The organism is Stenotrophomonas sp. pho (genome assembly GCF_006228405.1).
In the GTDB taxonomy this organism is placed as follows: Bacteria; Pseudomonadota; Gammaproteobacteria; order Xanthomonadales; family Xanthomonadaceae; genus Stenotrophomonas; species Stenotrophomonas sepilia.
On sequence record NZ_CP029759.1, the window covers coordinates 2,376,041 to 2,388,220 of the forward strand.

Sequence of the window (12,180 nt, forward strand, 5' to 3'; positions counted from 1 at the left end):
CGCACACTCCGCCGCAGCACAGGTGCGGAGCAACTGATCCACCGGGAAACGCCTTCGCCCGGCATGGCGTCGAGCGAAGGCCGTGTGGCTTTGAATCAATGCAGCGGCACCTTCAGCACCGAAGGCGCGTTGGCCGGCGAGCTGAAGGTCACCGCCCCCCCAGCTGGCTGATGCCCGCATAGCGCAGGTCCACGGTATCGACCACCAGGGTCAGCCGGCTGCCGGTCGGGAGGTTCCAGCTGCTGGCTTCCAGGCGAAGATCGATGGTTCTCGGCTGGCCGGGCGTGGCACCGCGCAGGGTGTACGGCTTGTGGCTGATCAGCTGGCCGTTGCCCAGCATATCCTCGGCATACAGGTAGGCATACAGCGTGGTGTTGGCGCGAGTGGGCGTCACCGTCAACCGCACTTCCGGTGCGCCATCCAGGCGGCGTGCACTCCAGTAGATCGGGCCCTGCCAGACGCCTGCGGCGTTGCGGCCAACGAATGGTACATAGGCACCGGGCGGCAGGTTGAACATCTGCAGCGCGCCGGACGCCATCACCACGCCGGAGTTGGCGGCAGTCAGCAGGCCGCTGCCGATCCGGTAGTTCCAACCGGTGCCGCCACCGCTCTCGGCCAGCCCTCCGGTGGGCAGCAGAAGCCCGGTCGGCGCGGTCAGCCCGTAGCTTACGGCGCCGGTAGAGGTGGCCTGCCAGTCCGGATAACGGCTCCAGCTGCCCTTCTGCGACTTCAACTGCACCGCCGGCTGGCGATCGATGCCATTGGCGACGCCCTTGAGGTAGTGGTCGAACCAGTCGCCCACCGTGGCATAGACCTCATTGGGAATGCCGAGCGCACCGAAGGCTTCGTTGAGGGCGTGGTCGCCATGGCGCAGCTGCAACTGCTTGGGTCCCTTCAGGCGGGTGAAGAAGTCGACCAGCTGGCCCGGCGGAAACAGGCTGTCGTTGAAGGCGTTGGCGAGGAATACCGCGGGTTGGTTGGCATTGATCTCATCAAGGCTGCTGGCCGGGCTGCGCTGTGCCGCCACCGGCAGCAGCGAGTCCACCGCCCCCTGGTAGTTGCCGACCAGCACATTGCCGTTGATGGTGGCCAGCTCCGCCCCGGGGCGGCCAGTCGCCAGGCCGGCTGCCACCAGCAGGGCAATACCTTGCGCGCTGGGCGTGTCATGGCTGTAGAGCGACGCCTGCAGGTCGGCCCAGCCGCTCAACGCGGCAACGGCCTTGATGCGCGGGTCGCGTGCTGCCGCCAGCAGGCTGGTGCCGGCCCCATAGGAGATGCCCGATACACCGATTCGTGAGGGGTCGGCACGGGTGTTGTCCAGCGCCCAGTCAATCAGTGCACTGACGTCCTCGACCGTGGCCGGCCCGGCGATGTCGATGCTGCCGCCCGACTCCCAGAAGCCGCGCGAGCTGTAGCTGATGACCACATAGCCGCGCTGCGCCAGCGACTGTGCCACGCCCACGTACTCCACGCTGGGCACTGCCCAGCTGCTGGGCATCACCAGCAGCGGATAGCGGCCACTGCCGGCCTCCTGGGGTTCGATGACGAAGGCCCCGAGGGGCGTGCCATCCCAGCTGGGGATGGTGCGATGAGTGGTCTTGACCGTGGTCGCCAGGGCCGTGGGCGCCAGCCCGGTCAGCAGGATCAACAGCAGCAGAACCTTGCGCATCGTTGTCTCTCCCCGTCGGTGGTGGTGCAACGGGTCGGACCGTACCAGTGCGAATGGTGGCTGGCACCTTGCGACGCAACATGCCGCAAAGCGCGCCTTGCTATGCTTCGAGGCACTGCGGGCCCTCCGCAGTCTCCCATCAAAGCAAGGACGCCCCCGATGCACAGGATGCTCGTCGCAGGCACGCTCTCCAGCGTTGCCTGCCTGTTCGCCCCTTCAGTGTTGGCAGAAGATGCCCCCGAACCCGCCAACGACTGCGCGGAGATTGCGCGGCTGATGGCCAACGACGACTTTGCGGCACTCGACGCGATGGCCGCGCGTTTCCGCAAGGGCGAGCTCAACGCCGCCGGCCAATCCCGGCTCGGCCGTTTCTACATCTGCATGTCGCGTGCAATCGGCACGTCGCGGCAGGACGTTCAAGCCTGGAACGACTGGTCTGCATGGGCGGCGCGCTGGGTTCAGCACGCGCCGAAGTCTGCGGCGGCCCACCTGATCACCGCACGGATTCCACTCAACCTGGCCTGGAGCTACCGCGGCAACGGATACGCCAACACCGTCAACGACGAAGACTGGGCACAGTTCCATGAGTACAACGCGGTTTCGCGGGCCTACCTGCAATCGCATGAGGATGTTGCCGGCGGCGACCCGTTCTGGCACGAGATGAACGTGCTGATCGCGCTGCGCGAAAGCGCGGATGACGACGAAATGCTGGCGCTCGTTGATCGAGCAGCGAAGGCCTTCCCCGACTACGAACCACTGCACCTCATTGCCATGGAGTACTTCACGCCGGCCTGGGGCGGCAGCGCGCAGAAGATGGAAGCCTTCGCGCGGCACTCGATGGCCAGCGCACCAAAGAAGAAGCGGGCCATGCGCTACGCACGGCTGTACTGGTCGGCCACCGAGTATTCGCCCGATCACTTCCGCGCGGCGAAGCCTGATTGGCCGCTGATGCGCCAGGGACTGGACGAAATCGCTCAGCAGTACCCGACCATCGACAACCTGGAATCGATCGTCCGCTATGCCTGCCTGGCACGCGACAGCGACGCACTGGTCCGCTGGAATCGTTTGTGGTTGAGCCGCAGCGGTTTCGACGAGGCGGCCATTGCGAGCTCGACCGAGCAAAGCAAGGCCGCATGCCTGGCGCCGGACGAAGAACAGGAAGCATTCCTGTAGCGCCCGCCGCCGCAGGCCCTGGCGCGCAGCTGGCAGGCCTGCCAGGCGCCTAGCACGCGCGCGTGTCATCCACGCGCCGCGTGATCTGACATATCACCAGTGCTTGCGCATGATCACAGCTTCGCCCTTTCGTCATTGACCACAAGGCGCCAGCTTGTGACGCTTATGACACCGCAGGGCTGATGGCCCAACAACGCGGCCAGGCTCCACCGCAATCCGCAGCATCCGTCTCCGCAGCATCTCCGCATGTCCTCGCCCCGGCCAGGTCGTGACGGGCGGCTGCGCCCTGAATCTTCTGCTGGAGAATCGAAATGCGCCTTGCAGGCTTTGTCTTTGCCATCGTACTCAGTGCTTTTGCCGGTGCTGCACAGGCCCAGGTGGTCACCCTCAACAAGGGCGGCTTCGTGCTGACCTACGACTGCAGCATCCACAGCGCCACCCGCTACGAGTACACGCTTACCGCCGATACCGGTTCGGCCGCACGGCCGTCCAGCTTCTACAAGGACCCGGACCTGCCGGCCGGCTGCCTGGGCCAGACCAGCACCGCGTCCTACGCCAGCATCAGATCGGGCTATGACCGTGGCCATCTGGTCACGTCCAACCACATGGACTACGACGCGACCTACATCCGTCGCGCCAACTACATGACCAACATCGTGCCGCAGGTGTCCAGCTTCAACCAGGGCATCTGGGTGAAGGCCGAAAACGTGGCCGAGTGCTACCGCGACATCGCACCGGTGGACGTCTACGGTGGTGTGGTCTACGGCGACGCCGCCAACGATTACTTCCTCGCCAGCCATGGCATCCCGACCCGGAGTTCTTCTGGAAGACGATCATCACCCGTGACCCGGACACCGGAACCGCCAAGGCGATCAGCTGGATCATTCCCAACGAGGCCAACCTCGGCAGCCTGGACAACTACCTGGTGACGATTGCCGATCTGGAGGAGCTGCTGGGCGCCAGCTATGTGGCGATCAACGCACCGGCCTCGCTGAAAAGCATGCTGCCGGCCACCACCTGGCCACAGCCTGCAGGGTGTGACCTGGGCTGAGCGGCGGGCAGAGGAACGTCACGATGCCTGTACACGCAGCCATCGTGACGCCAGCACTCTGGCAAACAGGAACTGCACTACGGCGCCGACGACGGTAGCAGCGACAAGCCCGTGCCCTGTCGTTGGCGTCCCACTGGACAGCGTTCGCATCAGGTAGGCCATGCTGGCCAGGCTGATCAGCAGCGTCGTGGCAAGCAGGATCAGCGACACCACCATCCTGCGCGCCGTCGATGCGGGTTCTGGCGACGGCGCGCTGGCCCATAGGCCGGCAAACGTGGCCAGTGCGCAGGCCGCCAGCAGGAGCAGCCCCGCACTCCGCAACTGCGCGGCGCCGTCGGCAACGGGCATGATGAACTCGCCTGGCGAGAATCCCGCAGGCAGCAGCAACACCAGGACGGGGAGCAGGCAGCTGCCGGCCAGCGTCACCGCGCCGGCGATGCCGGCACTGATGAGGTGATGGTGCCGGGCCTGGGATCGCACTCGGTTCAAGGGGTATTCCCGTGCAGGCGCTGGGTGGGGTGGCCCGGCAGTCTAGCGTTCCTGTGGCCGGCGTGCCCTGCCCGTCCCGCTATGGGAAAATGGCGGGCGCTTCGCCCCTTTGGCTGTTCCCGGAGTAGTAGATGTCCCGTTTCCCCTTCGATGCCGTACTGTTCGACTGCGACGGCGTACTGGTCGATTCCGAGCCGCTGGTGGCCCGCGTGCTCTCGGAAATGCTGACCGCACGCGGCTGGCCGCTGACCCCGGCGCAGGCGGGCGAGGTCTTCCTGGGCCAATCCGTGGCCCATCTGGCCGGGCTGATCGCAGAGCGCACCGGCAAGCCGTTCACCGAGCAGTGGCTGGAGGAATTCCGCCAGCAGCGCAATCGTGCGCTGGAGCAGGACCTTGAGGCGATCCAGGGGGCGCCCGAGGCCGTGCGTGCGATCGCCATAGCGACCGGTGGCCGCATTGCCTGCGCGTCCGGTGCCGACCTGATCAAGGTGAAACTGCAGCTGGGCAAGGTCGGCATCCTCGATGCCTTCGGCGACCACGTCTACAGCGGCCAGGACATGCCGAGCACCAAGCCGCACCCGGACGTCTACCTGGCGGCCGCTGCCGCGCTGGGTGTGGATCCGAAGCGCTGCGCGGTCATTGAAGACACCGTGACCGGCGCGACCGCCGGCGTGGCGGCGGGTGCCACCGTGTTTGGCTTCAGCGAGGGCGGCCCGCACCACAGCACGCCGGAGGCCCTGCGCGCTGCGGGTGCGAAGGTGATCTTCCAGCGCATGGACCAGCTGCCGGCATTGCTGGCGGCCTACGCCGCCGACGCTGCCGCCTGAGGCGGCCTCAGCCTGCAGCGCCCAGTGCGGCGCTGCGGCGTTTCCCGGTGTAATGGAGCACGGACAGGTACAGGCCAGTGAACAGCTGCAGGAACAATGGCAGCAGCGGCGAATAGGTGATCCACGCTGCCGGCTCGCCCTGCCCCAGCCCGCGAGCGGCGAAATTGGCGATCACCGCCAGGGTGAAGACGATCGAGGTCCAGCGATGCACGGGCCGCGCCCAGCCACCCCGGCTCATTGACGGCGCCTCGCTTCGGATCGGGCTTCGATCATCTTCCAGCCATTGCCGGACGGGTCACGGAATCCGGCATCGATGGCGCCATAGCGTTCGACCGGCTCCTGGGTGAACTCCACGCCCTGCGCCCGCCATCGCGTATAGCACGCCTGGCAATCGTCCACGGCCAGTACCAGCGGCGGCATGGCGCCCTTGGCCACCAGCTGCTGCAGCGCCTGCGCGGTGGCCGCATCGTGGGTGGGCGGGCCCGGAACGAACAGCCCCAGCTGGAATCCGTCCTGGCCGGGGCTGCGTACCGTCAGCCAACGGTAGCTGCCATTGCGCACATCGGTGTGCACTTCGAAACCGAGCATGCCGACGTAGAACGCGAGTGCCTCATCCTGGTCGCGCACATACAGGCCGACCGTGTTCACAGTGTTTGTCATGGGACCTCCCTCAGGTGGGGTCCACGTTAGCAACCGCCTGGCGACGGCGCTTCTCCAAAACTGCGATGTTCAGGTCCGGTCGCTGCGCGGCACGCGCATGGCATTCCGGCACGCTGGCCGGGGTCACCTGGCCAGCGCGCTCGCGTGCGCGCACGTTGCCCGGGCTGTCGCCGGTGATGTCACGGAAGATGCGGCCGAAGGTGCCCAGGCTGCTCCAGCCGGTCTGCGCGGCGATCTCGGTGACCGGCAGGTCGGTGTCACGCAACAACGCCACGGCCCGTTCGATGCGACGGCTGAGCAGGTAGCGGTGCGGCGGCAGCCCGAATGCCTGCTTGAACGAACGCGCGAAATGCGCCGCGGATACGGCACTCACTTCGGCCAGGCGGGCCACCGGCCAGTCCTCGTGGCTGGCATGGTCCATCCGGTCCTTGGCACGCAGCAGGCGTCGCAGCAGTTCGGGGCTCTGGTTCATGCCGCCACCGTGCGCGCCAGATGGTGTCGCGCCGCATGCCTGGCCTGCGCGGCCTGCTCGCCCAGCCAGTCACCGAATGCAATGACCTTGGCGCACCGGCTGCGCGCCGTCGGTGCGACGAACCAGAAACCCCGCCCGTCGCTGGCCACACCGGGATGTGCCTGCACCAGGCGCCCGCTGTCCAGTTCGGCCTGGAACAGGATTGGCGAAGCAATGGCGATGCCCTGCCCGGCAATGGCCGCGCCCACGTCCAGATGCTCTACCGCAAAGGGGGTGATGAAGCTCTCTGCGGCCGGCGGCGGAACCGCGCCATGTGCGGAGAACCACAGTGCCCACCAGTCGGGCCTGCCGAGCAGCGGAACGTCCAACGCCCGGCGACCGAGCCCGTCTGCCGCCGGCAGCAGCGCTGGCGCGCACAACGGGGTGAAAATGCTGGGGAACAGGGGCGTGGCCTGCAGCCCGGGCCACCCGCCATGCCCATTGCGGATGGCGGCATCGAAACGCCCGGCGGCCAGGTCCTGGGGCTCTGCCGACAGGTCCAGTTCCAGCACGATGTTCCGATGGCGGGCACGAAAGCTGCCCAGCCGCGGCGTCAACCAGCTGGTGCCCAGCGTGGGCAATACGGACAGACGCAATCGCGCCGCATCCATGTCAGCGGCACGCATGAAACTGGCACGAAGCGCGTCGAAGGCCCGGGTGGCCTCCTGCGCGACGCTGGCACCCGCTTCCGTCAGCTCCACATGCTGTGCATGGCGCAGGAACAGGCAGGTACCGGTCTGGGCCTCCAGCCGGCGCACGTGGTAACTCACCGATGCCGCACTGGTGTCGAGCTCCTCGGCAGCACGGGCGAAACTGCCCAGCCGCGCCGCCGCTTCGAAGGCGCGGATGGCGGCAAGCGATGGAAGCTGGCGTTGGGTCACCATAAGTCTGGCTTAGCCTGAGCCCGGATATCTGCGTGGTCAATCCCCCTCGCACCCGCAACGATGGAGGCACTTCCGGCAAGGGGTCACGCACATGGATCGACGGCAGTTCCTGGCCACCTTGGCCGCAGTGGCAGCCTCAAGCGCCCTACCCTCGGGGCGGCCCCTGTCCAGCCACAGCGAAGACTGGAAATGGTTGCAGGGCAACTGGCGGGTCCGGCACCAACGGCTGAAGGAGCGCCTGCTGGGCGATACCCGCTGGGAAGCCTTCAGCGGCGCCAGCGCGGTCTGGCTCACCCTGGGCGGACTCGGCACCATCGATGACAACGTCATGGCGCTGCCTTCGGGTCCCTACAGGGGCCTGGGCGTGCGTGCGTTTGATCCGGTGTCTTCCACGTGGTCGATCTGGTGGATCGATGGACGCAACCCTGCCCATATCGAAGCGCCCGTGCGCGGCGTCTTCGAAGGCGATGGCGGCAGCTTCCGTGGTCGTGATCACTTCAAGGGACGCCCCATCGACGTCTGGTTCCGCTGGCATGACATCCATGGCGAGGAGCCGTGGTGGGAGCAGGCGTTCTCCGACGATGCCGGCGCGCGCTGGGAAGTGAACTGGCGCAACTGGTTCCGCCGCACTGCGGCAGCCCCCTCTCCGCTTCCGAAGCTGCCGGATGCACCGCGCGATTTCGATTTCCTGGTGGGCCATTGGAACGTGCGCCATCGTCGCCTGCGCGCTCGGCTGGCAGGCAGTGATGCGTGGGACGCGTTCAACGGCACCCTGCACAACTGGCCGGTACTGGGAGGATTCGGCAACGTGGGCGACAACCTGATGGACGTGCCGGGAGCACCGCTGCGCGGCATGGGTATCCGCGCCTGGAACGCCGCTGAGCGGCATTGGCTGATCTGGTGGCTGGATGGCCGGGAGCCGACCCGGATCGGCGCGCCGCTGCGCGGTGGTTTCGAGGCCGGCGTCGGCCGCTTCTTCGGCGAAGACCAGCACGACGGTCGATCAATCCAGACGCGGGTGATCTGGTCACGCATTACCCCGCGCTCGGCGCGCTGGGAACAGGCGGCATCGACCGATGGCGGGCGCAGCTGGGAAACCAACTGGGTCAGCGACTTCGAGCGGCAGGCATGAAAGCGCGGCTGGCCGTGATGCTGCTGGTTGCTGCGTCGCCCCCCGCGACTCCCTCAAGCGTGCTGCAGATCGTCGGCTCCGCTGAACGCTTTGCGCCGGGCGTTGCATCCACGCAGTACGACGAGATTCGACTGACCCTGAGCCCGGACGGAAACACCGCGCTGTGGTTCAGCCGCAACCGTCCCGGCGGTCCGGGCGGGTATGACATCTGGGTCTCCCGCCACGATGGGCAGCGCTGGCGGCCGGCGACGCCGGTCTCGTTCAACACGCCGGGACGAGACTTCGATCCCGCGTTCTCCGCAGATGGGCGCGTCGTGTATTTCTGCTCGGACCGCGCAGGCGGCCAGGGCGGCGACGATCTGTACCGGGTCAGCATTGGACGCGACGGTCGATTCGGCGAACCGGAGAATCTGGGCCCCGCGGTGAACAGTGCGGCCGACGAGTTCGCACCGATGCTCTCGCCGGACGGTCGTACGCTGTTGTTCTCCAGCGATCGCGCGGGCGGTGCCGGCGGCCATGACCTCTACAGCGCCACGATGATCGGCGGCGTGGCGCAGCTGGCGCGGCCGCTGGTCGGTGGCATCAATACCGCCGCGCAGGAGTTCGATGCCACTTTCCTCGGCGACGGCCGAACGGTGGTGTTTGCCCGCGCCCTGGACTTCGCCACTGCACCGGTCCGCCAGTTCATTGCCTACGAGCGTGGAGGCCGTTATGACGCGGGCCATGCATTGCCCTCCCCGGTGAACGAAGCCTCCGGCGACAGCTACGGTGCGATGCTGGATGGCTCGCAACCTGACACTTTGACCTATTCGGCGCGGCGCGCAGACGGTGCGGGGTTGGACCTGTACCGCATCCGCTACCGTTCGGGCGAACCATGATCCGCACTCAACGCTGCGTCGGCAGTTCCAGACGATGCTTGCGGCACAGCCGATACACGGTCACCCGCGAGATCTGCATCTGCCGTGCGCACTCGGAGACGTTGTAGCCGGTCTGGCGCAGGGTCTGCAGCAGCACATCGCGCTCGGCCTGGCCGCGGGCATCCTGCAGCATCGCGCCCGGCGGCGCATGCTCGGCCCCACCCAGTTCAAGGTCACGCTCGTTGATCAGCTCGCCTTCGGCCATGATCGCCGCCCGCTGCACCCGGTTGAGCAGTTCACGCACGTTGCCGGGCCAACCGAAGCGCCGCATCGCCTGCAGCGCAGCGGGCGCAAAGCCACGTGCACGCACGCTGTGGCGCAGGCGGAAGCAGCGCAGGAAGTGCTCGGCCAGCAGCTGCACATCGGCGCCACGCTCGCGCAAGGGCGGCATCAGCAGGCGCAGCACATTGAGCCGATAGTAAAGATCGCTGCGGAACTGCCCCTGCGCCACCGCGTGCTCCAGTTCGACGTGGGTGGCCGCGAGTACACGCACGTCGGCCCGCAACGGCTGGCTGCTGCCGACGCGCTCGAAGGTGCCTTCCTGCAGCACGCGCAGCAGGCTGGTCTGCGCCTCCGCCGGCAGGTCGCCCACCTCGTCGAGGAACACGGTGCCGCCGTGTGCGGCTTCGAATACGCCTATCTGGCGCTTGTCGGCGCCGGTGAACGAGCCACGCTCGTGGCCGAACAGCTCCGACTGCACCAGGCTGGCCGGAATGGCACCGCAGTTGATCGCGATGAACGGCTTGCCCGCACGGCCAGACAACGCATGCAGCGCGTGAGCCGCCAGCTCCTTGCCGGTACCGGTTTCGCCGGTGACCAGCACCGGCAGTTCGACCGGCGCGAACTTGTGCAGCACGGTGCGCACCGCATGCAACGCAGTACTCTCGCCGATCAGTGCGCGTGGTCCCTGGCCGCCGCATACCTCGCTGGCAGAAGGATCATCCGCGTCGAACTGCTGGCGCATCGCAGCCACCAGGTCCTGCAGGCCGAAAGGCAGCGTGAACCGCGAGATGCAACGCTGCAGCAAGGGCAGCCACGCTGCAGGCGTGGGCCCTGCGCCGGGTGGCAGCACCGCAAGCCAGGGCAGATGCACGTGCTGTTCGATCCATGGCGCCAGCAACTGCAGCGCGGGCGTATCCAGATGGCGAAGATCCAGCACAGCGACCAGCCGATCACGCCCGCGCAGCCCGATCGCCATCGCCGGGTCGGGATGGATGCGGCGCACGTACCAGCCTGCGGCCGCCAGCGCGCTGCGCTCGTTCGCCAGCGGCTCGCCGAACCAGAGCACGCAACGTGATGTAGAAGCCTCCGGGACCGCCGCCATGCTTCCCCCAGCATCCGGACACCGTCGGCGGACTGTCAGGCAATCACCGGCGTGCCGCCCTCCGCCGGGACCCTCTACGGCCACCGCAGCGGCCTTTGATGGGCGGATCCTAGCGCTGCGCTAAACGGCGGCGCAATAAGCGCCGCGTCAAGAGACCACCGGCTGAAGCGGCATCGTTACAGTCCGCGACGGCACCTGTAACACCCGTGTGACAGTCGGGCGCCCGCCTTGCCCTGCGGCGCGTGGTACAGCGCGATCCCAACATTTTTCCGACGCCGCTGTAACAGCGCGGCAGCAGCCCCCTGCGCCTGCCAGCGCCTGGCGCCAGGGCAGCCAAGCCTTGCAGGGTTGGCACGGTTGATGCGTGCTTCCGCCGCACCCACCACGGGAGATCGGCATGGACGGCATCACCCCCATTCGCGGCCTGCTGGCAACGCTGGCTGTGGCCCTGCTGTCGGTTGGCGCGAGCGCCTCTGCCTCCGGTGCACGCCAGGGCGTGAAGGCTCAACCGGGCGAAATCGTCCTGTTGCGTGATGTGTCCGCACGCCCGGCCTATCGCATGGCGCCGCCCGGCATGGCGCTGATCGCCGACCCGAAACCCAGCGCGAGATCGCGGCGGCCCTCGGTGCGGGTGCCCCGGCAAACGGGATGGACGAGCTGAGCGATGAGGACTACGCAGACATGGGGGCAGGTCAGGCCGCCACAGCCACCGCACCCGCAGGCACCACGGTCGAACGTGTGACGCAGCAGGCATTGCGCGGTACGCTCGGCCGCAACGGTGACGGCATGGTCGGCAGCAGTCTCGGTGGCGCCATGAGCGGGCCGCTCGGCGCGGTCGGCAACAGTACCCGCGGCATCGGCGAGACCGTGCGCGGCGCGCTCGGCCAGTTCCCGCTGCAGGGCATGGCCCCGGCAGGTGGCAAGTGAGGCGGGCGCACTGGCTGCTGCTGATCCTGCCTGCCACGCCGTTGATCGCGCAGGCCGATGACTACAGCGGCATGCTCGCCTACCTCGACGTTGCCCGCATCGACGGCCGTGCACTGGCCGGCGCGAACGGCGCCATCGCGGTCAACCAGGCGGCCGGCGACCTCAATCTGCAGGCCAACCTGCGCGGCATCGCCACGGGCGAACATGCCGACGTCTCGATCGGCAACCGACAACTGCGCGGTGGCAACCGCGTGCTGGGTGCACCGATGCACGCCACTGCCGTCATCGATGGCAAGGCGCTGGCCGGTGCCAGCGGCATCGCATCCATCAACCAGGCCAGCGGCATCGCCAACACGACGCTCAACGTCGTCAGCGCGACGCTGGCCCGACAGGGCATACGCGAAACCGACGATACGGCCTTGGCCGCCGAGGGTTCCGCGTTGGCAGGGGGGCGGGACGACGCCGGTCGCGGCGTCGCGGCGGGCACCCGCAGCGCCGGTGTCACCAGCACCGCGCTGCGGGGATTCGACGGGGTCCTGCAACTCAATCAGATCGCGGGCAGCGGCAATGACACGGCCAATGTACTCGGCCTGGTCGTGCAGGACCGCCCGTGACA

The 12,180-nt window shown here is 67.7% G+C and carries 11 protein-coding genes and 3 pseudogenes; 7 read left to right on the top strand and 7 right to left on the bottom strand.

Annotated elements, in window-relative coordinates; translation table 11 throughout:
- Positions 1 to 95: 95 nt before the first annotated feature.
- A pseudogene (locus DL544_RS11210) lies at positions 96 to 1,669 on the bottom strand (S15 peptidase family protein).
- A gap of 18 nt (positions 1,670 to 1,687) precedes the next feature.
- On the opposite strand from DL544_RS11210, the gene DL544_RS11215 reads away from it, so the two are divergent.
- On the top strand, positions 1,688 to 2,842 hold the full coding sequence (locus DL544_RS11215; RefSeq protein WP_255312932.1) for a hypothetical protein: 1,155 nt from the start codon (positions 1,688 to 1,690) through the stop codon (positions 2,840 to 2,842).
- Positions 2,843 to 3,153: 311 nt separating this feature from the next.
- Positions 3,154 to 3,893: pseudogene (locus tag DL544_RS11220) on the top strand (DNA/RNA non-specific endonuclease).
- A gap of 18 nt (positions 3,894 to 3,911) precedes the next feature.
- Here the strand turns inward: DL544_RS11220 and DL544_RS11225 are convergent.
- On the bottom strand, positions 3,912 to 4,373 hold the full coding sequence (locus tag DL544_RS11225) for a hypothetical protein (protein ID WP_231109113.1): 462 nt from the start codon (positions 4,371 to 4,373) through the stop codon (positions 3,912 to 3,914).
- A gap of 140 nt (positions 4,374 to 4,513) precedes the next feature.
- Between DL544_RS11225 and DL544_RS11230 the strand changes: the two genes are divergently transcribed.
- Complete coding sequence (locus tag DL544_RS11230; RefSeq protein ID WP_139727138.1) at positions 4,514 to 5,209, top strand: HAD family hydrolase; 696 nt, start codon at positions 4,514 to 4,516, stop codon at positions 5,207 to 5,209.
- 7 nt (positions 5,210 to 5,216) lie between these two features.
- On the opposite strand, the gene DL544_RS11235 is transcribed toward DL544_RS11230, so the two are convergent.
- The 4 genes from DL544_RS11235 to DL544_RS11250 are packed head-to-tail and all read right to left on the bottom strand — an operon-like array spanning position 5,217 to position 7,264.
- The gene (locus tag DL544_RS11235) at positions 5,217 to 5,447 is read right to left on the bottom strand and encodes a hypothetical protein (RefSeq protein ID WP_139727139.1); all 231 of its coding nucleotides are present in this window, start codon (positions 5,445 to 5,447) and stop codon (positions 5,217 to 5,219) included.
- The gene (locus DL544_RS11240) at positions 5,444 to 5,869 is read right to left on the bottom strand and encodes a VOC family protein (RefSeq protein ID WP_065186428.1); all 426 of its coding nucleotides are present in this window, start codon (positions 5,867 to 5,869) and stop codon (positions 5,444 to 5,446) included. The genes DL544_RS11235 and DL544_RS11240 overlap by 4 nt, the downstream gene beginning before the upstream one ends.
- 10 nt (positions 5,870 to 5,879) lie before the next feature.
- On the bottom strand, positions 5,880 to 6,341 hold the full coding sequence (locus tag DL544_RS11245; RefSeq protein WP_095377555.1) for a helix-turn-helix domain-containing protein: 462 nt from the start codon (positions 6,339 to 6,341) through the stop codon (positions 5,880 to 5,882).
- Entirely contained in the window at positions 6,338 to 7,264 is a 927-nt protein-coding gene (locus DL544_RS11250) for a LysR substrate-binding domain-containing protein (protein ID WP_139727140.1), read from the bottom strand. The genes DL544_RS11245 and DL544_RS11250 overlap by 4 nt, the downstream gene beginning before the upstream one ends.
- Before the next feature lie 91 nt (positions 7,265 to 7,355).
- On the opposite strand from DL544_RS11250, the gene DL544_RS11255 reads away from it, so the two are divergent.
- Both DL544_RS11255 and DL544_RS11260 read left to right on the top strand, forming a co-directional pair.
- The gene (locus DL544_RS11255) at positions 7,356 to 8,396 is read left to right on the top strand and encodes a hypothetical protein (protein WP_139727141.1); all 1,041 of its coding nucleotides are present in this window, start codon (positions 7,356 to 7,358) and stop codon (positions 8,394 to 8,396) included.
- Entirely contained in the window at positions 8,393 to 9,274 is an 882-nt protein-coding gene (locus DL544_RS11260; RefSeq protein WP_139727142.1) for a TolB family protein, read from the top strand. The genes DL544_RS11255 and DL544_RS11260 overlap by 4 nt, the downstream gene beginning before the upstream one ends.
- 7 nt (positions 9,275 to 9,281) lie before the next feature.
- Here the strand turns inward: DL544_RS11260 and DL544_RS11265 are convergent, their stop codons facing one another.
- Entirely contained in the window at positions 9,282 to 10,637 is a 1,356-nt protein-coding gene (locus tag DL544_RS11265) for a sigma-54 interaction domain-containing protein (RefSeq protein WP_139727143.1), read from the bottom strand.
- Between the two features lie 397 nt (positions 10,638 to 11,034).
- Here DL544_RS11265 and DL544_RS22465 point away from each other — a divergent pair.
- Both DL544_RS22465 and DL544_RS11275 read left to right on the top strand, forming a co-directional pair.
- Positions 11,035 to 11,564, top strand: a pseudogene (locus tag DL544_RS22465) (hypothetical protein).
- A complete protein-coding gene (locus DL544_RS11275; protein ID WP_095377550.1) occupies positions 11,561 to 12,178 on the top strand; it encodes a hypothetical protein in 618 nt (205 codons plus the stop codon). The pseudogene DL544_RS22465 and the gene DL544_RS11275 overlap by 4 nt, the downstream one beginning before the upstream one ends.
- Positions 12,179 to 12,180: the final 2 nt, after the last annotated feature.